This is a genomic window from Acinetobacter kookii (genome assembly GCF_900096895.1).
Taxonomy (GTDB): Bacteria; Pseudomonadota; Gammaproteobacteria; order Pseudomonadales; family Moraxellaceae; genus Acinetobacter; species Acinetobacter kookii.
The window spans coordinates 151,131-174,649 of record NZ_FMYO01000001.1; the positions used below are offsets into that span (position 1 = coordinate 151,131).

The following is a 23,519-nucleotide window of genomic DNA, read 5'->3' on the forward strand; positions in this document are numbered from 1 at the left end:
TAAAACAGTAAAAACAATATTTTATATCATAAAAAACCGCCCGAAGGCGGTTAATGATGAAAAGAAGATCACAACGCTAAATTTAGAAACGCCAGTTATAGAACACGTCGATCGCACGTTCCAGCGATTGGCTCGCTTCCAGATATAAACGCTTGTTCATTTGATAACGCAGGGTCAATTTGTTGACCGGTGTAAATACCCCTACACCATAACGGATAAACAGGTCCGGCGTAATATAGCCTGTCACGCTGACCTGAGTATCATCTCCCGTTCCCTGTGCATCCAGCGCCAGACCGCTCAGACCAAAAGTACGTCCAATCTGGTTGGTGAGAGCACGTGTACCACCTAAGCCCATACTGATTCCGGCAGCCGCAATGGTATTGTTGACATCGGACCTAAAGCCCGCCTCCTGACTGATACCACTAGCCCCCTCATTAATACGGCCGGTAATAATGGCATTTAAGGCTTCCTGTTCAGACAATCCGGCATCGTTATAGACCTGAATATTCGGACTGGTTGCAGTACCTGTTACGCGCACCCCAACCAGGCTGCCCTGTACGGTCTTATTGGCATCGATATCCAAAGTCGGGTTATATAAAGGACCGTTAAAACGTGCAATCGCACGATTCAAATCCAGGCTTTGCCCATACGCTTCAATTTTTACCCGTTGGCTGACCCCTATTGCACCATTGGCACGCATAGCGGTTTCAAGTCCACGTTGTGACAGATACAAACGCCCTGCCAGTGGAATACGGCTATCAAAGCCCTGGAAAATCACCTGATTACCTAAGTTAACCATAACATCGGCACGGATATCCCAAGGTCGGGCTGCTCTTAATATGGCCAGCTGATCTTGTCCTTCACGCACGATTCGTACATCTGAAGAGACATTGATTACCGGTGCAGAAGCTTCAGGCATCGAGATTAAGGCACGTGGCACATCCACCTTACCGCTTAAGCTTAATTTCTTCTTAAACGGCAGCACATCTAAAGACAAATCCGGAGTAACCACAGCGGTGATTAACGGCGCCTGACGCATAAGCAGGTTTTCACCTTTTAAATGCAACTGAATGCGGGGATCATCTTTCCAGTTTACACTGCCGGTTAATGCGCCTGCACCTTGACCACTGTTAAATGCCCCGTTAATGGTGGCATGATCCTGGCGAATGGAAGAATAGACCTGAATATTGGTTAAATTCACCGGCAGGGAAATCATGCTGATGGCACCATCTTTCAGGCGCATTTCACCATTAAATAAAGGCTGCGTTAAGGTGCCGCCAATTTTTCCCGCAAAAGACAGGTTGCCAGCCATTGAACGAACATCTTGAATAAAAGGCTTAAAGACTTTCAGTTGTACCTGATCGAAGGCGATCTCACCGCGCATCGGCATACTTTTTGTATAAGGATCTATAATGACATTGGCATAACCGGTACCAATTTCAGGGGTTTTAACATCTAAACGAAGCTGTAAACCCTCAGCGACACTTTTTGCCACCACTGCAATTTCATTATACTTCAGTGTAGAACCCACATCTTGGGGATCTTCAGCTGCCAGCCCGATCACGCCACTACGTGTCACCAGTCGTGCATCAATTTTTGGTTTAGCACCTTTTACCCAGGCGGCTTTGGCATAGCCATTCACCTTACCGGTAATTTCCAGACCTTCCGGCATAAAGGCAGCGAAATCGTTTAAATCGACATTTTGGGTAATGAATGAAACATTACCTCTGGTTTTACTGATCCGAATCGGTTGGTCAAAACACAACTGGCTTTGCTGACTCGACCAGCAATGTGCACCGACAAACAATTCGCTTTTGGCAGAACTATAAATCACAGAAGCATTTTGGCGTTGGACCAAACGTGCACGTAAAGAATCAAAATCACCGTTCTGGATTTGTCCCAACCAGTCATTCTGTGCATTAAACCCACCGGCCAATTGCACATAGAATTTGGAAATCCGGTTTTGCGCCTGTATTTTCAGGATATGGGCTTTACGTGTGCCCGCCAGTGAAATTTCACCATGCTGAATCTCACGCGCACCGCTACGTAAGTTATCCATTTTCGCAGTCATCAACGTCGGGGTGAGCTCTGAAGTCGGCAATTCACCTTGTATCCGTAACTTTTTAACACTGAATAACTGGTTAAACCCAAAATCATCAACTGCCAGATTGGCCGTCGCCTGCAAGCGTGGCTGTGATTGCACATTCAAATAGCCATAGGCACGACCACGCAGACCGCTGTAAATTTCATATAAGGCCGGTGCATTGATTTTCAGTCTTAAGTTCTGTGCATTGCCTGTGGCCTGAACCTGGTTTTTGGCATAGGAAAGATAAAGGTTATTGGCTTCAAACTGTTGTGGCAAAAAGCCTTTTTGATTTGAATTAATCACCATTGCCAAATTTCCTGTTCCGCGCACAGGTTTATTGTTGATAATACCGGCGATATTCAGTTTCTGGATATTAATACGTTTTAAGCTGTCCGACCAAACCCCTTCAGTTTTCACATTACCGGACAATTCACCGCGCACAGACGAGATAAAATAATGCGGTTTAAAACGTACCAGGGATGCATTGATATTCCAGCCCAAACCATTTTTAAGATGGAGCAGACCACTGGCATAAATTTTCCCGGCAATGCCTGAATGTTTCAGCTCATCGACTTTAACCAGTTCTGGCGTACCGGAGATTTTGAACTTGAGCATGCCCTCGCTGACAGGAATCTGACTGGCATTGAGTGCACCGTCATAATTGACCGCAAAACTTTTAAATGCGCCTCCTGCTTTCTGATCATTAAACAGAATCGCGACCGTACTACGACCAGTTAAACGTACCGTTTCGTTATTATTTTGCTGCGCCAGACGCCCGGTTAAATTAATTCCGTTCAGATGGATAATCTGCTGATTCGGTTTGGCAAAACCGTTGGCTTTGACCTGCCCATTGAGCAGATTCACCGGTGCAGCCGCTGCAACCGTTTGCGGATTAAAATCTTTGGCATTGAGAATGGCATTCCATTTCAATTGACGTTTTTTGGTTGGCAAATCTACTTTGGCACTGCCGCTTAAACTGCCTTTACCGGCCACATAACTAAAAGTCGGGATATTTAAATCATTATTTTTGAAATTGAGCTGTGCGGTATACAAGCCTTCAGGCAACCAGCCCTTATCATTTTTGCTCACCGCAGTGGCGACATGAATATTCTGCCTACCTTCAACCAGCGCCAATTTTGCGTCGCCCGATTTACTGCTTAACCAGCCCACATAAGGCACGGCGCGATCAATATTTTGCCAGGCCACATTCAGCAGCATCGGATTGGCTTTTTTGCCCTTTTGCTCGTCCTGATCGAGCTTTAAGTTCCAGGTTTCATAGCGGTCAAAATCAACCAGTGCAGTTAAATGCAGACCTTTTTCCAGACGGCCTTTAGAGGCAATTTTGGCATCCAGGCTAGGCGGCAAGAAATCCTGGATGATTTGCGGAATCAGTTTGTCTTTGGGATTAATTTTATCGACACGGCCATTCATGTCCCAGGTGACACGGTCTTTCCAGCTCACCACACCTTCAACATTCACCGCCCCATTCATCAGCTGGCCATTTAAATTGCTAATGTCGAGCTGATGTACCAGGTCGGTATGCATGCTGCCGTTATATTGGCCTTGCGGAATGTTCTTGCCACTTAAGTCCGTAATCGCGTCGATATTTAAACGCTGAATGTCCCCATTAAATTTAGCCACGCCTTTCTTGGTATACAGTTTTTGTTCCGTCAGCAAAGGCCAATGGTAATTTTTAAACTTTAACTCGCCAAACATCGGCACATGTTTGCGTACCGGATGCAGCACCACCCAACCGGTCAATAAATCTGGGGTATTGGTCGCCACACCGGCCTGAATCGTATCTAAAGAGCCGGTTGCCACCACCTTGATATCATGAATATTCAGGCTTTTATGCAGTGCAGGTATGTTCAGATCTCCCACGGCATCTAAAGGATATTTCCCTTCAAATTTCATGTTTCCGCTGGCATTTTTGACGGAAAGATAGCCCATATCCATCCGGGAATCTTCAAACTTCAATTCGGTACCGGACCATAGCGCATTATTCAGGTGGATATCGTGGAACTTTACACTGGAACTAGCAGTTTTAATCAACAGATGATCGACATCTGCCGTATCTAAACGCAAAACAAAGGGCAAACGGATTTCATTAAATTTAAAGGGTTTATCACTTGGTGGATGTTTGCTGATAATTTGCAGATTGCGCACATCGGCACGATTCAGATGAATTTCTTTTTTCAGGATGGCACGCCAGCCCAGAGTGACATCTGCGCGGTCGATTTTAACGTCGACAGGTTTGAGCGTGACTAAAATATTTTTTAAGATGATGCCACTGAGCAGATTACCGCCTTCATATTCATAATGAATAATCTGCTGACGCTCTAAAACTCGGTCCAGCAAGAATTTGCTGCCTTTATCGGTACTAAACATGACGGCGAAAGAAGCAATCAGCAACACAAACACGATAAGCAGCGTAAACAGTACACTCCTTAAAATACGACGCTTTTTCGGTCTAGGTGTTTCCGTTTCCGGTTGCTGTTCTACTTCAGCCATAATACTCTCTAAAAACTAAAATTTATAAAAACCAGCATTTATAATTGTGAACCAATAAAGAAATGCAGACGTATTGGATGATTGTCATCAGAAATACCTGAAGCCACATCTATACGGATAGGGCCAATTGGCGATGCCCAACGCAGCCCCAAGCCCACACTGTAGGCAGTTGGTGTATTAAAATCTTTATCGTAAGCATTGCCGACATCACTAAAAATGGCTGCACGCCAGCCTTCTTTAAATTGATAGTTATATTCAAGTGATCCAACAGCCAGGGCCTGACCACCGATTTTAAATCCATTTTCTTCCGGCGATAGACTTTTATAGTCAAAACCACGTACTGTCTGGTCACCCCCGGTAAAATAACGCAGGTTATAGGGCACCTTGTTAAAATCCTGGGTCAAGATATAACCTAAATCGCCCCGCCCGACAAACTGGTGACTATCATTTTCACCCAATGAATAAATAAAACGCCAGCCTGCGTTGAGAATGGCCATATCGGCATCAGACAATAATGACTCGCTGCCAAGTTCCACTTTATACGTCTGTTTAAAGCCCTTACCCGGGTTTACGCGTTTATCACTCGTGGTCAGTGATGCTTCATAACCCAACAATAAAGATTGCTGTTGGTCATTGGCATTTGCAATAAATGCATCCGGAATTTCATTGGCATTAATGGTTCCTTGCTGGGAAATCTGGTCCAAACGATAGCGAAGACCAAAAGTATGTTGCCAGCTACCACGCGGTCTTTTAATAATTCTGTCAGCACCTGCCACAGCAGATTCAATCATCAAGCTATTGCCCTGTGCCACGTCATCACGTTCTTCACGTTCATAACCACCCACGATACTGATATAGTCATTGATGGGATGGTGATAGGGAATATTATAACGTCCGTCTATAGACTGGCGAATTTGCGAAATTTCCATGTTGGCATCAAAAGAATGCCCACGACGGTTGACTATGGCACGGCGGTACTGAGCACGCAATCGTGCTCCGGTATCGGAACCATAACCCGCCCCCAGTTCTGCACTATTTAAACGGTCCGCATTCAAGGTCACGATTACCGGAATCTTTTTCTCTTCACGTGCCTGAACTTTTAAACGTTCTTCTTCAGATTGTTTGGTTTCCTGCTCTGCACGCATTTGACGCAGATTCTCGTCACCTTCAGTTTCATCTCTACCCGCAAACTGGGTTTCATCGGCTACAGATTGGGTCACTTCTCTGGCAGAAGCGACCTGTTTTTTATCCTGAACCGCAGCTTCACTTTCAGATATTTTCTGCTGATCGACCAGAGCCTGAATATCGGGTGGCAGTTCCAGCGGTTTTTCAACTGGGTCTGGGCGTATTGCATCCACCAACGTGTAATTAAAATAACGTGAGTTGGTGAGGTTATTGGCTAAGCCATTGACACGCCAAAAGGTGTAATCGGCACCATCTTCCCAAGAAACCATGCTTTGCAGAACATCCATGTCAATCGGAAATGGCTGTGACGGATCGCTCATGCGGAATTCGACCGGGCCTAACTTGTAGCGGTCTCCCGTTTCATAGCGCAGGTTTACATCGGCCGTATTTTGCGGCTGGGCTACTTTGACATCATGCAGGCGCCAATAGCTGTCAAAATAACCGTTATTGGTGGCGGCATCGCTAATGCGGGTTTTGGTTTCTTCATATAAACCATGATTGAAAATATCGCCTACATCCTGTTCAGGTAAAAGCCGGATTACCTGGAACTGGGGCTGATTTTGTCCTGCACCGCTAAATTCAATATTCTGTGCTTTAATTTGTACCGGTGCATTTGCCGTAACTCTGACCCGGACACGACTCTCACTGAGTTTCTCGAATTTAAATTCGGCATTATAAAAGCCGACTGCTTGTGCAGCCTGATTCGACAGCGTTCTCAGCTGCGGCAATGCCGAAGGAAAATCACTGAAGGATTCCCGGGTAAAGCTGGAAAGTTTGGCCCTGATATTTTCTTTCAGATTTTCCATAGCCTGCGCATAAGCCTTGGCGGACACATCGCTACTATTGGGTGTAGGGACAATAATCACATCGGCACTGATACGATCCAGTTTGGCGGTGTTGAGTTGTCGCGGCGGACGTATTTTATACAACCAGCGTTTAAAGAAATTCGGTTCTTCAATTTCATCAGTGGGTGCCAGTTCAGGCAAGGTTTTACCGGCTGCATTGGCTTCAACCACAATCTGGCTATCGGCCTGAATATTCGACATCAGCTGATCAATATTCACTGGTGCCTGATTAATTTCAACCAGTTCCTGTTGCGTGGCATCTGAAACCACCGCTTCGGTGCCCTGACCTGCACGGTATTGCTGAGCTTCCTGTTTCGCCTCTTCAGCCACCCGAAAAATTTCATTTGCCATTTCTGCACTGACAGGAGTAATCGGCAGCTCTTCCAGATCCTCAAATTCAATCGGCTTGAATTCTTCCAGCGGCTGTGTTTCCTGCTCTTGCTGCTCCAGCATTTGCAGGCTGTCAGGTTCAGGCGGGTTTTGTTGAAGGTTTTCCAGTTTTTTCAGTTCTGCACTGCTGCTCATACCCTGCTGAACAGCTTCATTCTTGAGCTGTTGCTGAAATTCTGCTTCAGTGAGAGGAGGATTTGGCTGATTGACTTGTGCAAAACTGTGCTGAGCCAGTAACATGATTACCAGACTGAGTCCGAATCGTTTATGCTCATTGTTCCACTGTAAAATGGAATTGACACTTAAAGTAAGTGCCGACTTTTTAAAATTCAGTTTTGAAAGCATAAAAAACTCTAAACTCATATAATATTTGTAATGGAAACGTCCGATGAAAGCTTGCTAACAAACTCAAATCTATTGGAATTTTCCCAAAAGTATAGGTTGAAAACATCATACATGATTTTTATTGTGTTTTACCAAATGCTCACATTTCTTAATAAAACTTAATGAAGCCCAGAAACCATGGAAAAAAATGAACATCTCTTAGGCACACGTCGATTTTTACCGATGTTTGTTACTCAATTTTTCGGGGCCTTGAATGACAACGTCTATAAACAAGCCTTGTTACTGGTCATTACCTATGGTTGGATCAATCAGCAAGCGGCCAGTGTCAGTACACTGAATAACCTTGCGGCCTTGTTGTTTATTTTACCCTATTTCATTTTCTCTGCGACAGCGGGACAGATTGCCGATAAATACGAACGCTCACAACTGGTACGGGGCATCAAGATTCTCGAAATCGTGATTATGCTGATTGGCTCTGCGGGCTTTCTACTGGGACATTTGTGGCTGTTATTGGTGGCTTTATTTTTAATGGGCACTCACTCGACCTTCTTCGGGCCAATCAAATATGCCATTTTGCCTGAGATTTTAAAGCCCAATGAACTGATGTCGGGCAATGCCTTATTTCAGTCGGGAACCTCGATTGCCATTTTGGTCGGGATGATTTTAGGCGGTGCAGTCATTTCCGCATCTGACGGTAATCTGATCTGGATTAGCCTCACCATCGTAACCATTGCCATTTTAGGTTATCTCTCCAGCCGTTTTGTATTAAAGCAAAAAGTGACTGCACCCGATGTTCAGATTGACTGGAACTTTTTTAGAACCAGTTTTCAGACGCTGGGCTATGCCAAAAGTTTACCGGTGGTGTTTCTGATTTTATTGGGCAATTCCTGGTACTGGTTTTATGGCGCGACCTATCTCACCCAGATTCCGCAGCTGACCCAACAAAACCTGCATGCCTCTGAAAATGTGGTGAGTTTACTACTGACCTTCTTTTCTGTAGGAATTGGCGTGGGTTCGTTATTGTGCCGCAGAATTGGCGGTACGGAAATCAATTTGAAGATGGTTCCCATTGGGGCAGTTGGCCTGACTGTGTTTGCTTTTTATCTGGCAGCAAGTTTGGCTTTTGTTCCTGAACGTACAGGCGAGATGCTCGGCTTAAAAGATGTCTTTACCCAAGGCTGGAGTTATTATCATGTCATGCTTGCTGTGACATTGCTCGGCATCAGTGGCGGTTTTTATATCGTACCGCTTTATGCCATGATGCAGGCCTTTTCGCCACAATCACACCGTGCCCGGGTGGTTGCTGCAAACAACATTCTCAATGCCGTATTCATGGTATCCTCTGCAATATTCTCCATTATCATCTTAAGTATATTTAAGATTGATATTAAAATACTTTTTAGTATCACAGCGATTCTAAGCGCCATTTTCACTACATGGCTCCTGTTCAAGCTCAAGCCCATGCTTGCTGCACAGCAACAAGATGCTTTAGAGGATTAATTTTATGCGCCAATATACCGGTATCGACAAATTTATTCATTCGTTTGACCAGGCGCTACGCAGTCTGGTTCCCGGAACAACCTCTGCACATCGTGAAAATCCAGGCCATGATGCAGAAACCAAATTAGGCGTTAGCGAAGCACGCCATGTCGCAGGTTTAATGCGAGTCAATCATAGTGGTGAGGTGTGTGCCCAGGCGCTTTATCATGGTCAGGCACTCACCGCCAAACTTCCCAATGTACGCCGTGAAATGGAACAGGCTGCAATTGAAGAACAGGATCATCTGGCCTGGTGTGAAGACCGTTTAAAAGAACTGGACAGCCATACCAGTTTGCTCAATCCGGTTTGGTATGGCCTGTCTTTTGGCATGGGTGCAATTGCCGGTATTGCCGGTGACAAATACAGCCTGGGTTTTGTGGCAGAAACCGAACGTCAGGTCAGCTTGCATTTACAGCATCACATCAGCCAGTTGCCTGAACAGGATGAACGTTCACGTAAAATACTGGTGCAAATGAATGAAGATGAACTGCACCACAGAGATACGGCATTGAATGCTGGCGGTGTAGATTTGCCAGTACCGGTCCGGATTACCATGACAGCCATTTCCAAACTGATGACCAAGACCAGTTATTATATTTAATCTGTTTTGGCATGATTGAGCTCACTTGAATGTGGGCTTTTTTATGCCTATTTAATTGAATGTTTATGCTGAATGAGCAACGTATAAATCATCCGCGCCAGTAAAATACAGCCCACCACAGCCAGCACAATATAAATATCATGATGATAAGGCAGTATTTTTGCCCAAAATGCATGTAACCAGTGACTGATCTGCAAACCTACACTCACAACAACAAAAGCCCAGATAAAACAGGCCAGCAGGTTAATCAGGATATATTTCCCTAGCGGATAAGCTTTAATTCCAATAGAAATGGGTAAAATGGTTCCAAGTCCCCATGCAAATCGCATCAATAAAATAGTCAGCACCGGATAATTGTCGATGACACTACTGGCCTGAGCAAATTTTTGCCCCAGTTGCGGCTTGCTTTGTATGATTTTCTGGCCATAACGTGCGCCAATCTGATAGTAAAATTGATCGCCAACAAAACTACCCGCCATCGCGACCATTATAAGCAGCCAAAAATGGATAATATGCTGATGCACCGCATAGGCACCGAGTATCAGGACGGTTTCACCTTCAAATAGGGTGCCAATAAAAATGGCAAAATAACCATAATGTTGTAACAGATCAGCCCAGTTCATTTTTTTAATGTGCCTGATGACAATTTTACTATCATCGCCAGATCACTCTTCATTGCAAAGATCAGTCTGGTTGCTTTATGAGGCATTTATATTTCATCAGTAAAATAAAGTGATTGCTTGGTTGACCTCATCAAGATGTGTTGCTTTTAGCTTCGTCATGGGCATGGCATTACTTATAGATCTTATTATCTTTAATAAACTGTTTTAAAAACGCTTTTTCACCCAAAAAAAATGAATCTAAAAATATCAGAAATAAACCTGTTTTCTTGTAAGTTTTAACTTACAACACGTGTCTAAAATCTAAGTGGGATAAACAGGCTTTTATAGCACCATTTAATGCTTATATTTTTGTAAAATTTATACAATACGATGACCAAAACATATAAAAAAATTCATCCGTATACTTTATAAAAATAAATACAAGCTGCACAAATAACAAAAAAACCAACAACAAAAATAATTTAAGGAGCAAGGTATGTCTACCCAGTTCAATTTTGTCTCTGTCAAAAAAAAATCTAATATCCATTTTGATGGTTGTTCTATCAGTCATGTGATTGAGTTGAAAGATGGAACCAAAAAGACCTTAGGCGTGATTCTTCCCACGGAACACCCTCTGGTTTTTGAAACTCAGGTTGCTGAGCGGATAGAAATTGTTTCAGGCAAGTGCTTGGTTCAAATTGGCAATAATCACGAGAGTCAAACCTATTATGCGGGCGAGTCTTTTTATGTTCCTAAAAACACTCAATTTAAAATTATCACGGATGACATTATCGATTATGTTTGCCATCTGGAAGACCGTTAAGGTTGATTGCACTAGATTACTCAGTCATTGATCAACCATAAAAAAGCCCGACATCCTGTCGGGCTTTTTCGTATTGGTTCGCTCGGTATAACTCCTGTCGTACCTAACGGTCCTTGTGTTTGTCTATTGTTATTCTTGTATGGAACTTCCTGTTCCTGATGAAATCATCATATGAAATTTCCAGTATTCCAACCATAAGCTATGAACTTGAATTCATGTGAGCAAATGCGTACAAAGTCGATTAAAAATTGTCCCAGATTTATCCGCAGAAATTGGGGATAACTTTTGCCGTGGAAAGACCGAAAACACTGAAAAAAGTTTCAGTTAGATTAAAAAATGACCGTTTTTATTGGTAAAAGATTCCACTTTTGACTAAAAAAAAACCGACTTGTTTCCAATCCGGTTTTATTAGAAATTTAATATTTACTCAAGTATTTGAAATTTAATATTTAAATTAATTTCTGTTATTCACCAATTAAAATGTCTATGTAATAAACCATTTAAAATGTCCAGTTTTTAACTGCAAGAGTCAAGAACAGGATTTAAATTCCTTTGTTCAATGATGGCTTTCTGAGCTTTACGACTCGGCATACTTTTCTTGAGACGGGAACGTTTATTCTGTTTTTCCAATTCCTCATGTTGCTGCTGGATATGGGCCAGAACCGAGCCTAATCGTTTATTCTCAACCACTGCATTTTGCTGTAGTCCAGCCAGTTTATTGAAGACGCTATAGTTGATCTTCCGTCCTTCATGCAGGATTGCCACAGTGCCATCTGGGTACTCCAGAAATGAAATGTATTGCCCAACCAGCTTATGATTCAGTACTGTTGGCTCAAGCATATAAATACATTTGTCATAAGTGATGGTCAGGTTCTTTGTGACCTTACGCGGTTCCTGCCAGGTAAAAATGTCATCCAGTGCAAGATGAGATTCCGTTAATGGCCGATGTAAATTCTTTGTATTTCTCGCACATTTGGCGAACTTCTGATTGAAGTGTTCAATAAAGCAGGGTAGCCAGGCATTGGCTTCGGCAATCGAACTGATGCCTTCCAGACGCATCTCCTTGATCAGACGATCCTGAAGTGTCCTGTTGGTACGTTCCACACGACCTTTGGCCTGTGGTGAGTTGGCAAAGATAATATCAATGTTTAACTCATTCAGAATCCGGCCAAATTGCGTGATCTGGCTGTCCTGACTGGATTTCTGGTTCACTCTGAATACCGAATGTTTGTCACTATAAAAGGCCAGCGGCTTGCCGTATTGCTCAATGTAGGCTCTGGTGGAAAGCATATAGTCAAAGGTGGTTTCAGCCTCACAAAAGCGCAGATGCAACAGCTTTCCAGTCGCGTCATCGATATAAACCAGCAAACAGCATTTGGCGGCTCGTCCTTCAAACCAGTCATGATATGAACCATCAATCTGGATCAACTCACCGAAGCAATCCCGGTTATATCGAGGCTGATATGGCCGTTTCAGACGCTTGGATCGAGGAATCCAGAGATCATTGGCAGTCATCCAGCGACGAAGCGTTTCTACAGGAATATTCAGGTCAAACATGCTGATGAGCTTCTCATGCGCCAAGGTTGGGCCAAAGCCCAGCAAATGTTCAGAAATAAGGGAAAGGCATTCAGACTTTACGGCTTCATCATGGCGACGATGACCCGGTTGACCACGACTGGCATGTGTCAGACCTGAAATACCGTCTTGCTTGAGCTTGTGCAATAACCGGGTAATTTGACGGGTTGAAAGATTCAGAATTTCAGCAGCACGGACTTGTGTAATACGTCGATCTCGAACATCTTGCAGCACTGCAATACGTTGTATTTCCTTGTCAGACATAGTGATCAGCATCTCAAATGTATATCCAGTCCATGATGTTGATGCGCATCATAGACCAGACATTTTTATTGGTGAGAATACAGACACTTTAAATGGTTTCTAACAAGAGCATTTCGTATAAGGTGTATTATGTTAATTTTAGGAAAGCTTAAAAAGGTAAAATCTAATGAACCTGTAACTCCTTAATTCGCTAGAACCCAAATCCTCCAAAGCCTTTACTTTTTCATACACGTATTATTTAGTTCTTCAGCTATAATCAGTTTCTTCATAATCTTTTGGCTTGTTATAGTCGTATTGAATATTAAACTTTCCAGTTGGATACAATGTAAAAGTTAGCCCCCAAATACGATCACCTGTCAAATCAAGCAAATGCTTTCTAAGGAAAAAAATTTTTTCTTTAGCCAATTTACTAACATCTCTAGGAATATCACTACCGAGTCGGTCTAATTCACTATTATATTTTGACCACCATGTACTACTAATCATTTTCCCAAAAATTTCGTAGGTTGCTCCAGCTTCATCCCAAGAATTTTCTCCAACAAAGGCTAGAATTTCTTCAGCAATTGCTTGGTAAGCCTCAATGACTAATGTATTTTCAATTTGTTGACTCATTGATCAAGTTCCTAAGTCTTTTTTGTACCATCAATATGCTGCCACATTAAATTCATTAGGTTTAGTTTGTAAAACCATTTATTTAACATAATAGAGCTTATACGAAATTCACAAATTGAAACATATAAAAATCAAAAACTTATGATATAAATTATTTGCTCGATGATGTTCAAAAGCCGACTTGGAAACAAGTCGGCTTTTTTATGAGCGGTTTTGGAGTGTTTTGCCAATAATTTTGACTAAAAATTACACCAATTGGGTTGAGTGATACAATTTTGTGATACATTATTGTATATACAAATTTGAATGTTTTTTATGAAACAGTATTTTGAATGGGATGAGGCTAAGAATCGAAAGAATCAGAAAAAGCATGATATCTCTTTCGAAACTGCAAGCCTTGTTTTTGAAGATCCATTACGGATCTCAATCCAAGACAGACATACCGATGGTGAAGAACGTTGGCAAACCATTGGACGAGTTAAAGGCGTACTAATGTTATTGGTGGCTCACACCATTTTTGATGAAGATGACTGTGAAATCATACGAATCATTAGTGCAAGGCAAGTGACTAAAGCGGAGCGAAACAAATATGAGCATGGTTAGATACTCACGCAAAGAGCTGAATGAGAAATTTGGTGAGAAGCAAGATGCTGAAATTCAACGCTTGCTTGCTAAAGGCACGGTTCCGGATGATCAGCTAGATCTATCAGATATTCCTGAAATTACCGATTGGAGCAGTGCTGTACGCCAAAATCAATTTTACCGCCCAGTGAAGCAACAAACTTCAATTCGGTTAGATGCTGATGTACTTGCTTGGTTCAAAGCTCAAGGCAAAGGTTATCAAACACGAATGAATGAAATTTTACGGGATGCTATGCTGAAAGAATTAAAAAATCATCAATAAAAATGGGAGCTTAAGCTCCCATTTTTGACTTCGCATAACGTGTATTATGTTAATTTTAGGAAATCTTCAAAATATGTATATTGATTTTTCAGCACCATTAACTCAATATAATTTAAAAAATGGGAATATTATTAATGAATATCAAATAGATGAAACTTTAATATATATTGAATTTCATGCGGATAATCAAATTTTAAAATTTCATGAAAATATCAAAAAAAGTTATTTATCTGATTATAAAAATATTTATAAAGTCAATGAGTTTGCCCATAATTTATTTTTGGCTAAAAATATGAAATATAAAGATATTTTTAAAAATATCGATAAAAAAATTACTTGCTTAAAAGTTTATAGTTTTCGTTATTTTATGGATAAAGATTATATTGAATATGATTGCTTTATTAATCATGATTTTATAGAGCTAATAGAAGATAATCTTCTATATGAAGATCTATATGATACGTTAGACAATACTCAAATTTGTTTAAAATTTAGGGATGAAATAATTACAGAAAGCACAAACTCCTCCATTTAACATAATGGGCGTTATACGAAATGCATTTTTAAAATTTTTTATTTATCAAATATTTATATCAATAAAGAGCAAACCAAAAAGATCAAAAAACACACGTTTTAACAACTCGTGTGTTTTTTAAGCAAATTTGTAATGTTTAGCCAATAGAATCGTCTAAAAAACGCTCAATTTTGGCATTTTTGCCCGGTTATCAAAGTTCCAGGATATGAAATTATCCCCAATTTCTGCGGATAAACCTGGGACGTTTTTTAGCCGACCTTGTACGCATATGCTCACAACAATTCCGGCCCTTTGCGGCTGTCCAAGCACCTGGAATTTTTCTATGATGGATTCATCAGGAACAGGAAGTTCTACACAATAATAAGAACCACGATACGCACAAGGACTGTAAGGTATGATAGGAGTTATACCGAGCGAACCCATACGAAAAACCCCGGCAGGATGCCGGGGTTTTTTATTGCCGATCATTTCTCATTTGCAAAACAAGCATAATGCTCCTAAAATATAGACTATAATCTATATTTTGGTTGTGGTATGTGGACAGTCATTACGACAGATCTATTTAATCAGTGGCTTGAACAGCAAGACGAATCAACACAAGAGAAGGTTCTGGCTGCCCTGGTTGTTCTACAGCAGCAAGGACCAAGTTTAGGCCGCCCTTTAGTAGATACCGTCTATGACTCTAAATTTACCAACATGAAAGAGCTTCGTGTTCAACATCGAGGTAAACCACTGAGAGCTTTCTTCGCATTTGATCCATTACGTCAGGCCATTGTGCTATGTATTGCTGATAAAGGCGGTAAAAAACGATTCTATACAGAGATGCTGGCAATTGCAGACCAACAATATGAACTTCATCTCTCAACATTAGGAGAACAATCTAATGGCTAAAACTTTGCAAGAATTATTAGCTAATCGCTCTCCAGAGAGCCAAGCCCGTATTCAAAAAATGGCAGATGAATTACTGCTAGAAAATCAGCTTCATCTTATTCGTGAAGAACTCGAAATTTCTCAAAAAGAGCTTGCTGAAACTTTGGGAATAAAACAGCCATCGCTTTCAGCAATAGAAAATCGTGGCAATGATCTTAAGATTTCAACCATGAAAAAGTATGTTGAGGCAATGGGCGGGAAGCTCCGTATTGATGTAGAGCTTCCAACAGGAAAACATATAGGATTCAATGTTTAACAATAAAAATGGGAGCTAAAGGCTCCCATTTTTAGATTCGTATAACGTGTATTATGTTAATTTTAGGAAATCTTAATTAGTACTTGAATTTTTTAGAAAAAAAATTGATCTTAAAATTAAAAAGCATAAATTAGTGCCTTTACTCATAGAATGGAAGTAAAGATGACTAATTACATTATTGATAACATTAGACTAAGTGAGCTAATGATTATCACTCAACAAAATAAAGCTTACTATGAAGAGTTTGAAAAATTTCTGACTCAGTATGGATACGCATCAATCTATAATTTCATTCAAGAACAGTCACCTCTTAATCTACATAATGTATTAACAGCTTACTTTTCTCTTCCATTTACATCTTATTTATATGATGGAATAGGAAATGCTTACAAAGCAGATAAAGCGAAATGGTTATTTATCTGTTGGTTATTAAGAGATGCACCAGAACAAAGGTTACGTCCTATTGTTTCTAGCCTTAGTCAAGGTAATAAAACTGCAAATCAAATTTATCTAATTACTCAGTTAATTGATTATATTAGACCGATTTTTCCTAGTCCTCTATCTTGGACGTGGGAAGCATTTATGGAAGTCATGTTAGATAGATTAGAGGGAAGCCGTCGCGCCTTAAAAGGTGGATTTATCGAGGGAATTGTAAGGTCTATTTTATTTAGTGTTTTTTCTGAACAGAAATTATCAACTTTAAATATTTCTCCAAAGCAGATTGCTCTTGGTGGTGAGACCTATGATGTGAGTATTACAGGTCCCAATGGGACTATTTTAATGCCCGTGAAATCTAGAGAAACCATGGGTGGAGGACATGCTCAATTATTCACAAGAGATATTCACAAATCAATTTCTGTAGCAGAAGATCATGGCTTTATCTGTATACCCGTAATTTTTGCTGAAAGTTGGCAAGGTAATTTACAATCTTTACCTTGCCAAAACTACATTTACTTACCGATTAATCCCAATCAAATTGCGACTAATATGAATACTTTAGAAGCTGAGATCAAAAAGATCATATCGGTTTTCACTTCTATCAGTTAAGTCATTCAAGCGTTTTTGAGCAATCTGGATATATTCAGGATTTAATTCAATACCTAAATAATGTTTACCTTGCTGTTTGGCAACAAGACCTGTTGTTCCTGATCCGAAAAATGGGTCTAAAACAATTCCTTCGGGTGGGCAAGATGCCATTATGCAAGGTGAAATTAATTTTTCTGGATACACAGCGAAATGGGCTTCTTTACATTTCGATAAAGGCACTTGCCATACTGTTCTCTTGTTTCGACCTTTCGGGTGAAACGCTTGATCCCATCTAGCATCATGAAGGTTGGAACTGCCTCCATTTTTTCCATTTTCAGGTGTGCTACCATTTTTTCCAAAGTGGTTTCTTCCACCCTTCATCTTGCTAGTCTCTGAAAATGTTACATGAGGTTCCCTAATAGAATCTTGATCAAAATAATAATCTGAGGAGTTCTTAGTAAAGAAAAATAAATACTCATGATCGGTAGTTAATCTACTTTTTACAGAGCTAGGCATCGCATTGGGCTTATGCCAAATCACATCATTTCTAAGTATCCAGCCTCTATCTTGAAGAGCAATAGCAACTCTCCAAGGCATTCCAAGTAGACTACCTTTTAAATATTTGTCACCTAAATTGAGCCAAAGACTACCTTCTTTCTTTAAAACACGAAAACACTCATCAAACACTTTAGACAAACTTTCAACATATTGTTGAGGAGTTTTTTCACTACCAATCTGTTCTACAGCGTTATAGTCTCTTTGAGCATAATAAGGTGGGCTAGTAACAATACAATCAACAGATTCATCGGGAAGCGTCTTTAGAATATTAAGGCAATTTCCTTCTAAAATAATGTCTTTTTTTATCATTACTTAGTCTTCTTTGCTTCTTCAGCAACGTAATCCTCAATTAATTTAGATACTAAATCTTGAAGACTAATACCTTGTAAAACTGCATTCATTTTTAGCTGTTTATGTATTTCATCAGCTAATTTTATGTGAATTTGCTTAACAGTCATCTACCTTAAACTCTAAATGTAAATATGGCTTAATATACCAGAGGTACATTTGAGATGTATAGATACTTGGGATCTAAAATTCAAAAATATTTAACATAAAATCTCTTATACGAAACTGGCTTTAGTCTGCCTAGACAGCTCATATGCTTGAATTGAACGTTTCAATTCGTCAATAGGAAGATAGAACTTGTCCTTAAAGCCTAATTTTTTCATAAAAGCTTGGCAATCAGGATTTGGGCGTTCTATTTCTAAATGTCCATATCCAAATTGCGTTCCAAAATGGCAAAGTTCCTTTAGCAGAGCTGTTCCATAACCGTGTTTCTTTTTACGAAATCCAATTCGAGCAACAACAATGATTTTCTGATCATTAAGATCAGCCAAATCATACTTTCCGAATCGTAAATAGAGATCATTTTGGCTCTTATTAAATGCAATAGTCACTACTGATTGAGGCTTCTTTTGCATTAGCTCAAAAGATGAAACTTTCACCTTTGAATATCCTAATTTTTCTATAGCAAATTTTTGGACTAAACATGAGATCTCGTGCTGTTCTTCAAGTCCAATAAGTTCATCTTTTTTTGGTTCTTGGAATGATTCTGTATTCATTTTTTTACCTAGGAATAAAAATACTAAAAATTAAGGCAAGATGGTCAATATACCATTAGAAAACAGTAGTCATGAGTATTCGATTAGACCCAAACAAACTGTATTTAGTTTTAGATCCTGATGACACAAAACGATGGTGTAAAGGAATGTCTAAAGATCCTCAATTTGCATATTTATCTGCTTATATTGGAGAGCCTCCAGAACTTCTAGCTGGACGGCTTTACATGAAGTTCATGCTAAATCCAGATGAGTTAAAACCAATTCTCCCCAAAATATTAAAGAAGAGTTATTACAAATAATTCCGTCGTTTTTAAACATCAAAACCGTCTACTTAAAGACGGTTTTTTTCTAATTTTAGAAAGAAAAATTCCGTTTCTATTTGAGAAACGCGGAAGCGTGCATTCCCTCCTGCTGTCGGAAAATGATAAACCTCTGCCTGTTCAGAATTTCACTCATTTTTAAGTGTCAAAGTTATGTGACAATACTGCTGATTGAACCGCTGTTGCCTATCCTATGTTAGAAAAAGTAATCGCTTTTCACCTTAATTTTTCTTCGTCATAACTAAGTCAAATCAGACAATTAAAATCCGCTATTTCAGTTTCTCTGGGAGAAACGCGTAAGCGTGCATTCCGATCTGCTGACCAGAAATGAAAAATCCCAAAATGCCAAATCAAGGCTATCGATTGAAATCAGAATCCTGGGATTTTCTACATAGCTATAAAACTGCCTAGAATCGCCCTGAAGCGCATTTCTTCAAAAAAGAGGGGAATCTCTGTAAACAAGGTTAAAAAGCCCAATAAACGCAAAATAGGCCTATTTAGAATGAGAAATGCAACTAGGCTGTAAAACGAATGACAATTTTTATAAAGCAGTTTTCCATATCAGACTGATATTGAAAAAAACCGAACGAGTGTCTACGAGTGATTAAGCCTAATTAAAATTTCGCGCTGCTTTTTCTTTGATTACAGGCTCCCTATCCATTAATCACTTTTATTTCAGAGCATCCCGAATGGGTGCGAACAATCAATATTGGCTGCTCGTTCGAGCGTAGCGAGCATAAAAAAACTTATGAGCGAAGCGAATTCCGAGTTGCTTTTGATTTTTCTTAAAGTCACAACGAGATTAGCTAAAAAATTGCCCCTCGAATTGAGCGAAAGCGAGATTCAATAGAGTTTGAGCGTAGCGAAAACCAAGGGCAATTTTTCCTTTGAAAGGCTTTTAATTATTTTTAAGTTTTTAAATGCTTTTAAGTAAGCTGAATCTCTTTGTTTATAAGGCTTTCAACGACTATAAAGCTAGGTTTATCGACCCTTAAAGCTAGGTTTATCGACCCTTAAAGCTAGGTTTATCGACCCTTAAAGCTAGGTTTATCGACCTTAAAACTAGGTTTATCGACCCTTAAAGCTAGGTTAATTTACAAGCCAATTAAAATAGTCTATTGTATGACCTAGTTTAATTATAAATTTATTATTAGAAATGAGTGAATTAATCGTAAAGGATAATGCTTTAATTCAAGCCAGCTATACTCTAGACACAGTTGAACAAAGACTGATCTTATTAGCAATTGCTGAAGCTCGAGAAACAGGACATGGAATAACTGAAAATAGCCTTTTAGAAGTACATGCTAGTAGTTATATAAATACTTTTAATGTTGAAAAGCACACTGCTTACACCGTACTTAGAGATGCTTCTAGAAGTTTATTTGATCGCTATGTGACTTATCATGACATCAATCCTAAGACAGGCAAGGATCGTAGCTTTCATTGTCGTTGGGTAGATAAAATTGGATATGAACCCCAATCTGGAATCGTTTTCTTAAGGTTTACACAAGATATTGTTCCGCTAATAACAAGACTAGAAGAAAACTTTACTAAATATGAACTACAACAAGTTTCGAGATTAACAAGCTCTTATGCTATTCGGCTATATGAACTATTAATCCAATGGCGATCTGTAGGTAAAACTCCTATTTTTGATCTCTCCATTTTTAGACAGCAACTAGGGGTCGAAACTCAACAATATAAAACTATGAGTAACTTTAAAACATACGTTTTAGATTTCGCACTCAACCAAGTTAATGAGCTAACAGATATAACTGCTAAATATGAGCAGCATAAAAAAGGACGTACTATTTCAGGTTTTTCTTTTACCCTTAAACAAAAGAAAGCTTCTTCTACCAAGGTAGTTAAAGAGCAAAACCCAACTGATTTATTCTCAAAAATGAGCGATAAACAACGCTACTTATTTGCCAATAAACTTTCTGAGTTACCTGAAATGGGACACTATTCAGAAGGTTCTGAGAGCTTTCAACAATTTGCTATCCGCATTGCCGAAATGCTTCAAGACCCTAAAAAATTTGAAGAGTTACTCCCTTATCTGCAAAAAACTGGCTTTCAATGTGCCTAAAATTTAAACTTGCTCATTTGTCTATTTGACAGTCTAATAGACAATATTTTTTTACAAGTTTAGGCATAGGTTTACAGTATGAAAACCCTTACAGTTCTTGAACTTTCCAAGCTGTACAACATCAATAGACAAACAATTTACAACAACATAAAGAAAGGAATTTTAAGTAAAAATTCTGATAATAAGATTGATCTAGCAGAAGCCATACGCGTTTTGGGGGAACCAGTTAAAAAACAGGATGTAAAAGAACCTGTAAAAATAGACAGTCCAAATTCGGCAGAAGTTTTACTGCTTAGACAACAGATAGACATGCTGAAAAATCAGCTTGATGATGCAAAAGATCGGGAATCTTTCTATCAAAACCAAATTGAAATGATGCAACGCCTATTAGAAGCCCCAAAACCTAATATGACTACGTTTACCGATCAAGAACCGGTGCAATCAAGCATGGCCAAAACAGATCCCGAACCGGACACAGCAGAAGCTAAACATGACGGATTGACTACTCCGGAGCAGACGGAAAATAAGCGTATTCCAGTGCCGGAACACGTTGAACCGGAACAGCCGAAAAGAGGGTGGTTAAGCCGGTTTTTCCTGCCGAATGGGTAGGGGCATTGTTTATGCTGGCTAATGAAACGAATCTCAAATTGCTGAATAAATCGGCATATTGCGTGAATGATCCACTAAAAAGCCCAGTTTGTTCAAACTGGGCTTTTTAGTGGATCTCAATATCTTGATTTAATTCAATTTATAGAGAGCTGTTATTCACCAATTAAAATGTCTATGTAATAAACCATTTAAAATGTCCAGTTTTTAACTGCAAGAGTCAAGAACAGGATTTAAATTCCTTTGTTCAATGATGGCTTTCTGAGCTTTACGACTCGGCATACTTTTCTTGAGACGGGAACGTTTATTCTGTTTTTCCAATTCCTCATGTTGCTGCTGGATATGGGCCAGAACCGAGCCTAATCGTTTATTCTCAACCACTGCATTTTGCTGTAGTCCAGCCAGTTTATTGAAGACGCTATAGTTGATCTTCCGTCCTTCATGCAGGATTGCCACAGTGCCATCTGGGTACTCCAGAAATGAAATGTATTGCCCAACCAGCTTATGATTCAGTACTGTTGGCTCAAGCATATAAATACATTTGTCATAAGTGATGGTCAGGTTCTTTGTGACCTTACGCGGTTCCTGCCAGGTAAAAATGTCATCCAGTGCAAGATGAGATTCCGTTAATGGCCGATGTAAATTCTTTGTATTTCTCGCACATTTGGCGAACTTCTGATTGAAGTGTTCAATAAAGCAGGGTAGCCAGGCATTGGCTTCGGCAATCGAACTGATGCCTTCCAGACGCATCTCCTTGATCAGACGATCCTGAAGTGTCCTGTTGGTACGTTCCACACGACCTTTGGCCTGTGGTGAGTTGGCAAAGATAATATCAATGTTTAACTCATTCAGAATCCGGCCAAATTGCGTGATCTGGCTGTCCTGACTGGATTTCTGGTTCACTCTGAATACCGAATGTTTGTCACTATAAAAGGCCAGCGGCTTGCCGTATTGCTCAATGTAGGCTCTGGTGGAAAGCATATAGTCAAAGGTGGTTTCAGCCTCACAAAAGCGCAGATGCAACAGCTTTCCAGTCGCGTCATCGATATAAACCAGCAAACAGCATTTGGCGGCTCGTCCTTCAAACCAGTCATGATATGAACCATCAATCTGGATCAACTCACCGAAGCAATCCCGGTTATATCGAGGCTGATATGGCCGTTTCAGACGCTTGGATCGAGGAATCCAGAGATCATTGGCAGTCATCCAGCGACGAAGCGTTTCTACAGGAATATTCAGGTCAAACATGCTGATGAGCTTCTCATGCGCCAAGGTTGGGCCAAAGCCCAGCAAATGTTCAGAAATAAGGGAAAGGCATTCAGACTTTACGGCTTCATCATGGCGACGATGACCCGGTTGACCACGACTGGCATGTGTCAGACCTGAAATACCGTCTTGCTTGAGCTTGTGCAATAACCGGGTAATTTGACGGGTTGAAAGATTCAGAATTTCAGCAGCACGGACTTGTGTAATACGTCGATCTCGAACATCTTGCAGCACTGCAATACGTTGTATTTCCTTGTCAGACATAGTGATCAGCATCTCAAATGTATATCCAGTCCATGATGTTGATGCGCATCATAGACCAGACATTTTTATTGGTGAGAATACAGACACTTTAAATGGTTTCTAACATTAAAATTTATTTTATATAAATCATTAATTTAATTCCAATCAAAAAGCTTAATCCTTGCATATTAGGCTTTTTGATTGATTTTTCATGTTCCACGCCTAATATTTGATCATTTTTTCATAATTTAAATAACTTAGACTTTATAAGCACTCACCTTTTGTCCAATGTTTATTGCTTGATTAAACAAATCAAATGTTCAGGTTAATCTCATCTCACTTAGGCT

21 protein-coding genes are annotated in these 23,519 nt (G+C 40.1%); 12 read left to right on the forward strand and 9 right to left on the reverse strand.

What is annotated here, in order from left to right; genetic code table 11:
- Positions 1-82 precede the first annotated feature (82 nt).
- Both BLP85_RS00785 and BLP85_RS00790 read right to left on the reverse strand, forming a co-directional pair.
- A complete protein-coding gene (locus tag BLP85_RS00785) occupies positions 83-4,597 on the reverse strand; it encodes a translocation/assembly module TamB domain-containing protein (protein ID WP_092818260.1) in 4,515 nt (1,504 codons plus the stop codon).
- A gap of 38 nt (positions 4,598-4,635) precedes the next feature.
- Entirely contained in the window at positions 4,636-7,362 is a 2,727-nt protein-coding gene (locus tag BLP85_RS00790) for an autotransporter assembly complex protein TamA (RefSeq protein WP_092818261.1), read from the reverse strand.
- A 177-nt stretch (positions 7,363-7,539) separates the two neighbouring features.
- On the opposite strand from BLP85_RS00790, the gene BLP85_RS00795 reads away from it, so the two are divergent.
- Positions 7,540-8,862: an MFS transporter gene (locus tag BLP85_RS00795; RefSeq protein ID WP_092818262.1), complete on the forward strand. Its 1,323-nt coding sequence runs from the start codon at positions 7,540-7,542 to the stop codon at positions 8,860-8,862.
- A 4-nt stretch (positions 8,863-8,866) separates the two neighbouring features.
- Complete coding sequence (gene coq7, locus BLP85_RS00800) at positions 8,867-9,502, forward strand: 2-polyprenyl-3-methyl-6-methoxy-1,4-benzoquinone monooxygenase (protein ID WP_092818263.1); 636 nt, start codon at positions 8,867-8,869, stop codon at positions 9,500-9,502.
- 47 nt (positions 9,503-9,549) lie between these two features.
- Here coq7 and BLP85_RS00805 read toward each other — a convergent pair whose 3' ends face one another.
- Entirely contained in the window at positions 9,550-10,125 is a 576-nt protein-coding gene (locus tag BLP85_RS00805) for a DedA family protein (protein WP_092818264.1), read from the reverse strand.
- A gap of 475 nt (positions 10,126-10,600) precedes the next feature.
- Between BLP85_RS00805 and BLP85_RS00810 the strand changes: the two genes are divergently transcribed.
- Complete coding sequence (locus BLP85_RS00810; protein ID WP_092818265.1) at positions 10,601-10,927, forward strand: pyrimidine/purine nucleoside phosphorylase; 327 nt, start codon at positions 10,601-10,603, stop codon at positions 10,925-10,927.
- 516 nt (positions 10,928-11,443) lie between these two features.
- Here BLP85_RS00810 and BLP85_RS00815 read toward each other — a convergent pair.
- Positions 11,444-12,778, reverse strand: coding sequence for an ISNCY family transposase (locus BLP85_RS00815; protein ID WP_092818266.1), 1,335 nt, complete (start codon positions 12,776-12,778; stop codon positions 11,444-11,446).
- A gap of 234 nt (positions 12,779-13,012) precedes the next feature.
- The gene (locus BLP85_RS00820) at positions 13,013-13,378 is read right to left on the reverse strand and encodes a hypothetical protein (protein WP_092818267.1); all 366 of its coding nucleotides are present in this window, start codon (positions 13,376-13,378) and stop codon (positions 13,013-13,015) included.
- Positions 13,379-13,693: 315 nt separating this feature from the next.
- Here BLP85_RS00820 and BLP85_RS00825 point away from each other — a divergent pair, with 315 nt between their 5' ends.
- The 6 genes from BLP85_RS00825 to BLP85_RS00855 all read left to right on the forward strand — a co-directional run bounded on the left by BLP85_RS00825 (position 13,694) and on the right by BLP85_RS00855 (position 17,050).
- On the forward strand, positions 13,694-13,981 hold the full coding sequence (locus BLP85_RS00825) for a BrnT family toxin (RefSeq protein WP_092818268.1): 288 nt from the start codon (positions 13,694-13,696) through the stop codon (positions 13,979-13,981).
- Entirely contained in the window at positions 13,968-14,282 is a 315-nt protein-coding gene (locus BLP85_RS00830; protein WP_004728120.1) for a BrnA antitoxin family protein, read from the forward strand. Before BLP85_RS00825 ends, BLP85_RS00830 begins: the two co-directional genes overlap by 14 nt.
- Before the next feature lie 73 nt (positions 14,283-14,355).
- Entirely contained in the window at positions 14,356-14,817 is a 462-nt protein-coding gene (locus tag BLP85_RS00835; RefSeq protein ID WP_092818269.1) for a hypothetical protein, read from the forward strand.
- A gap of 534 nt (positions 14,818-15,351) precedes the next feature.
- Positions 15,352-15,708 (forward strand): type II toxin-antitoxin system RelE/ParE family toxin, encoded by a 357-nt coding sequence (locus tag BLP85_RS00845; protein WP_092818271.1) that lies wholly within the window; start codon positions 15,352-15,354, stop codon positions 15,706-15,708.
- A complete protein-coding gene (locus BLP85_RS00850; protein WP_092818272.1) occupies positions 15,701-16,003 on the forward strand; it encodes a helix-turn-helix domain-containing protein in 303 nt (100 codons plus the stop codon). The genes BLP85_RS00845 and BLP85_RS00850 overlap by 8 nt, the downstream gene beginning before the upstream one ends.
- 162 nt (positions 16,004-16,165) lie before the next feature.
- Positions 16,166-17,050: a hypothetical protein gene (locus BLP85_RS00855; protein ID WP_092818273.1), complete on the forward strand. Its 885-nt coding sequence runs from the start codon at positions 16,166-16,168 to the stop codon at positions 17,048-17,050.
- Here the strand turns inward: BLP85_RS00855 and BLP85_RS00860 are convergent.
- From BLP85_RS00860 to BLP85_RS00865, 3 genes are all read right to left on the reverse strand, one after another.
- Complete coding sequence (locus BLP85_RS00860; RefSeq protein WP_092818274.1) at positions 17,000-17,896, reverse strand: DNA-methyltransferase; 897 nt, start codon at positions 17,894-17,896, stop codon at positions 17,000-17,002. The two genes, BLP85_RS00855 and BLP85_RS00860, sit on opposite strands and share 51 nt — an antisense overlap.
- Positions 17,896-18,045 carry a toxin-antitoxin system HicB family antitoxin gene (locus BLP85_RS14800; RefSeq protein WP_143002175.1) on the reverse strand — a complete coding sequence of 50 codons (150 nt, stop codon included), beginning with the start codon at positions 18,043-18,045 and terminating at the stop codon, positions 17,896-17,898. Before BLP85_RS14800 ends, BLP85_RS00860 begins: the two co-directional genes overlap by 1 nt.
- Before the next feature lie 105 nt (positions 18,046-18,150).
- Complete coding sequence (locus BLP85_RS00865; RefSeq protein WP_092818275.1) at positions 18,151-18,651, reverse strand: GNAT family N-acetyltransferase; 501 nt, start codon at positions 18,649-18,651, stop codon at positions 18,151-18,153.
- A gap of 146 nt (positions 18,652-18,797) precedes the next feature.
- Between BLP85_RS00865 and BLP85_RS00870 the strand changes: the two genes are divergently transcribed.
- The 3 genes from BLP85_RS00870 to BLP85_RS00885 all read left to right on the forward strand — a co-directional run bounded on the left by BLP85_RS00870 (position 18,798) and on the right by BLP85_RS00885 (position 21,666).
- On the forward strand, positions 18,798-18,950 hold the full coding sequence (locus BLP85_RS00870; protein ID WP_228143235.1) for a hypothetical protein: 153 nt from the start codon (positions 18,798-18,800) through the stop codon (positions 18,948-18,950).
- Positions 18,951-20,127: 1,177 nt separating this feature from the next.
- Positions 20,128-21,057, forward strand: a complete 930-nt coding sequence (repM, locus tag BLP85_RS00880) for a replication initiation protein RepM (RefSeq protein ID WP_092818277.1) — start codon at positions 20,128-20,130, stop codon at positions 21,055-21,057.
- Between the two features lie 78 nt (positions 21,058-21,135).
- Positions 21,136-21,666 carry a plasmid replication DNA-binding protein gene (locus tag BLP85_RS00885; RefSeq protein ID WP_092818278.1) on the forward strand — a complete coding sequence of 177 codons (531 nt, stop codon included), beginning with the start codon at positions 21,136-21,138 and terminating at the stop codon, positions 21,664-21,666.
- A 204-nt stretch (positions 21,667-21,870) separates the two neighbouring features.
- Here BLP85_RS00885 and BLP85_RS00890 read toward each other — a convergent pair whose 3' ends face one another.
- Positions 21,871-23,205 (reverse strand): ISNCY family transposase, encoded by a 1,335-nt coding sequence (locus BLP85_RS00890; protein ID WP_092818266.1) that lies wholly within the window; start codon positions 23,203-23,205, stop codon positions 21,871-21,873.
- Between the last annotated feature and the right edge of the window lie 314 nt (positions 23,206-23,519).

What these genes read in the sequence shown, in the direction of transcription:
- BLP85_RS00785 (WP_092818260.1), bottom strand. Translation starts at nt 4,597, where the DNA reads ATGGCTGAAGTAGAACAGCAACCGGAAACGGAAACACCTAGACCGAAA.
- BLP85_RS00790 (WP_092818261.1), bottom strand. Translation starts at nt 7,362, where the DNA reads ATGCTTTCAAAACTGAATTTTAAAAAGTCGGCACTTACTTTAAGTGTC.
- BLP85_RS00795 (WP_092818262.1), top strand. Translation starts at nt 7,540, where the DNA reads ATGGAAAAAAATGAACATCTCTTAGGCACACGTCGATTTTTACCGATG.
- coq7 (WP_092818263.1), top strand. Translation starts at nt 8,867, where the DNA reads ATGCGCCAATATACCGGTATCGACAAATTTATTCATTCGTTTGACCAG.
- BLP85_RS00805 (WP_092818264.1), bottom strand. Translation starts at nt 10,125, where the DNA reads ATGAACTGGGCTGATCTGTTACAACATTATGGTTATTTTGCCATTTTT.
- BLP85_RS00810 (WP_092818265.1), top strand. Translation starts at nt 10,601, where the DNA reads ATGTCTACCCAGTTCAATTTTGTCTCTGTCAAAAAAAAATCTAATATC.
- BLP85_RS00815 (WP_092818266.1), bottom strand. Translation starts at nt 12,778, where the DNA reads ATGCTGATCACTATGTCTGACAAGGAAATACAACGTATTGCAGTGCTG.
- BLP85_RS00820 (WP_092818267.1), bottom strand. Translation starts at nt 13,378, where the DNA reads ATGAGTCAACAAATTGAAAATACATTAGTCATTGAGGCTTACCAAGCA.
- BLP85_RS00825 (WP_092818268.1), top strand. Translation starts at nt 13,694, where the DNA reads ATGAAACAGTATTTTGAATGGGATGAGGCTAAGAATCGAAAGAATCAG.
- BLP85_RS00830 (WP_004728120.1), top strand. Translation starts at nt 13,968, where the DNA reads ATGAGCATGGTTAGATACTCACGCAAAGAGCTGAATGAGAAATTTGGT.
- BLP85_RS00835 (WP_092818269.1), top strand. Translation starts at nt 14,356, where the DNA reads ATGTATATTGATTTTTCAGCACCATTAACTCAATATAATTTAAAAAAT.
- BLP85_RS00845 (WP_092818271.1), top strand. Translation starts at nt 15,352, where the DNA reads ATGTGGACAGTCATTACGACAGATCTATTTAATCAGTGGCTTGAACAG.
- BLP85_RS00850 (WP_092818272.1), top strand. Translation starts at nt 15,701, where the DNA reads ATGGCTAAAACTTTGCAAGAATTATTAGCTAATCGCTCTCCAGAGAGC.
- BLP85_RS00855 (WP_092818273.1), top strand. Translation starts at nt 16,166, where the DNA reads ATGACTAATTACATTATTGATAACATTAGACTAAGTGAGCTAATGATT.
- BLP85_RS00860 (WP_092818274.1), bottom strand. Translation starts at nt 17,896, where the DNA reads ATGATAAAAAAAGACATTATTTTAGAAGGAAATTGCCTTAATATTCTA.
- BLP85_RS14800 (WP_143002175.1), bottom strand. Translation starts at nt 18,045, where the DNA reads ATGACTGTTAAGCAAATTCACATAAAATTAGCTGATGAAATACATAAA.
- BLP85_RS00865 (WP_092818275.1), bottom strand. Translation starts at nt 18,651, where the DNA reads ATGAATACAGAATCATTCCAAGAACCAAAAAAAGATGAACTTATTGGA.
- BLP85_RS00870 (WP_228143235.1), top strand. Translation starts at nt 18,798, where the DNA reads ATGTCTAAAGATCCTCAATTTGCATATTTATCTGCTTATATTGGAGAG.
- repM (WP_092818277.1), top strand. Translation starts at nt 20,128, where the DNA reads ATGAGTGAATTAATCGTAAAGGATAATGCTTTAATTCAAGCCAGCTAT.
- BLP85_RS00885 (WP_092818278.1), top strand. Translation starts at nt 21,136, where the DNA reads ATGAAAACCCTTACAGTTCTTGAACTTTCCAAGCTGTACAACATCAAT.
- BLP85_RS00890 (WP_092818266.1), bottom strand. Translation starts at nt 23,205, where the DNA reads ATGCTGATCACTATGTCTGACAAGGAAATACAACGTATTGCAGTGCTG.